General features: G+C 43.9%; 5 protein-coding genes. All 5 read left to right on the top strand.

What is annotated here, in order from left to right; translation table 11 throughout:
• Positions 1-147: 147 nt before the first annotated feature.
• Positions 148-453, top strand: coding sequence for a hypothetical protein (locus ABR397_RS22365; RefSeq protein ID WP_350307638.1), 306 nt, complete (start codon positions 148-150; stop codon positions 451-453).
• Positions 454-786 carry a hypothetical protein gene (locus ABR397_RS22360; RefSeq protein WP_350307637.1) on the top strand — a complete coding sequence of 111 codons (333 nt, stop codon included), beginning with the start codon at positions 454-456 and terminating at the stop codon, positions 784-786. It begins immediately after the preceding gene.
• A gap of 126 nt (positions 787-912) precedes the next feature.
• Positions 913-1,200 carry a hypothetical protein gene (locus ABR397_RS22355; RefSeq protein ID WP_350307636.1) on the top strand — a complete coding sequence of 96 codons (288 nt, stop codon included), beginning with the start codon at positions 913-915 and terminating at the stop codon, positions 1,198-1,200.
• Positions 1,201-1,339: 139 nt separating this feature from the next.
• On the top strand, positions 1,340-1,486 hold the full coding sequence (locus ABR397_RS22350) for a hypothetical protein (protein ID WP_350307635.1): 147 nt from the start codon (positions 1,340-1,342) through the stop codon (positions 1,484-1,486).
• Entirely contained in the window at positions 1,483-1,719 is a 237-nt protein-coding gene (locus ABR397_RS22345) for a hypothetical protein (RefSeq protein ID WP_350307634.1), read from the top strand. The genes ABR397_RS22350 and ABR397_RS22345 overlap by 4 nt, the downstream gene beginning before the upstream one ends.
• The last annotated feature ends 293 nt before the right edge of the window (positions 1,720-2,012 follow it).

Here is a 2,012-nt window from a genome sequence, read left to right as displayed (position 1 = left end):
CAGAAAATAGGAATGAGTAAAGGATGAGAAGCAGTCGATGAAAAAGAGACGCGGGAAGAAGAGGACGCGCTGGAGTTCCAGTTTTTCAGTGAAATCCTCTCCAGTTTGCTTGGCAATCTGCAATCCTCCCTGCCGGGCCAACAGGTTTTGGCAAAACTTGCGGCTAAAGAGTCGGACAGCAACGGAGATGGCAACTTCTGGCGCACCATTACCGGCAGTGTTATCACCGTGCTGAATAACGACAAAGTAAAATCACCGATGCTTGAGAGCCAGTTTATTCGCGGCGTCGATAATATTCTGCTGGGTATGGGGATATTCCTGACCACCGTCTGTGCTGATCCCGGTCAGGCGATTTCTCAGGGGACAAATTATGTCCGGCAACTTCCCCAGAAAGCCATTGACCAGATAACTCAACAATTTGTTCCCTCCCGCTCTCTACGCTGGGCGTGGTAATTGAAACAGCCCGGACCGACTTATATGAACCTGCTACGCTTTAGTACCGCGGTGATTGGTATGAGTGCTGATTTGGCTTCCCTCGGTTCGACGCTGGCGAGTAAGGTAAATTCCCCGATAGTCAAGGCGCTGATGAACGGGATAAAAGTGCCGGCCATCAATACGGCTATGGTCAGTCAGTTCTCCCGTGTTGCCGGTAGCGTGGCAGGTTATTTAGGGGCGCTGGTCTCCTTCTATGATGCCAGTAATGCTTTCAGAGTGGGTAATAAAGTGGAAGGTTATAGCCAAGTAGCGATAGGAACAGATTCCATTATCCTGACCACAGCGGTCTGAATCGGAGCAGCCGCAGGCACCTTCCTGACGGGAGGCATACTCACTGCAATAGTCGTCGGGGCCAGTTTGCTTATCAGTGGCAGCATTGTACAAGCTAACAGTACCTGATCAGATTTAGAGAAAGTATTGAATAACTGTTTTTGGGGGGCGGGGAAGAAATATGATTTTTGGCCAGAGGATGAACGTCCAAGTATTTTGAGACAACTCAAGACTGCAAGAAAGATGGATAATGTTACACAAAACTGCTTTTCTATAGAAAATCAGGAACTTCTAAATCTCTTTATTCAACCACAATTAAAAATACAGCAGGGGATTGGAATGACTACCTATCGTTTTACCCTGCCAGCTTTTCAGATGAGTCTCTCAAATATCCGAAGGGTTTTTGTAACTCCGTCTAGAACTCCCTACTATTGAGAAGGAAAAGTCGATTATATTGAGATTAACCGTCTCAAATATACCCCTGTGATGCTTTCCGCAATGCCAAATTCAGGGAAACTCAGGAACAGGCCAAATTGCCCCTAAATGGCGATACGGCAACTCTGGAAGTAATACAATGGGCGTTTATCCCCGCAGTAGCGAACTGTACTGGTATTATGAACAATCAGAAAATGTCATCGCCCCTATACGCTATTTATGGGGAGAAAAACCGACAGCAGAAAATACCATTAAGGGCAGTTTTGACGAGGAGCGCACACTATGAAGCAACGACTAAAAAACTTACTCAAAAAATGGTTTCCTACGATTCATACACTGCCAGCCAAACGGCTAGCTCGCTGGGAAAAAGAACTTCTGGCAGCACCACCGGATATTAAAGATGAGGAAACCATTAAACATGTAGAAATACCAAAAATGAAAATCGCTTTACAGATTTATCATCTTTTTACTTGTTTTCCCTTTTTGGGAGATCGACAAACTGCTTTTTTCAATGATTAGTTAACTGAGGGTAAAAAAAATAGGCACCCATTAATACCGGATTTTTAAAAGGCACAGAGTAACCAAAAACGGCTTATTCCTTGCCATGTTTAATAATATTCATCGACGATGATATCCTTATTTTACATTTACCCACCATGCCATGATCATTTAAAATAACGAAAATGGACATGTTAAATATTCTAACCTGAGGTTTGCTTAAGAAGGGAACTAAGTGCCTGAGGCACGATCAAAGTTTTTGTCAAAGAAAACAAAATCGTGGAGATCCTCAGGCATGTTTAATTTAGAAGAAC

The sequence above is a fragment of the Photorhabdus viridis genome (genome assembly GCF_040256935.1).
GTDB lineage: Bacteria > Pseudomonadota > Gammaproteobacteria > Enterobacterales > Enterobacteriaceae > Photorhabdus > Photorhabdus viridis.
Note: the sequence above shows the minus strand (reverse complement) of the source record. Positions and strands in the feature narration are given on the sequence as shown.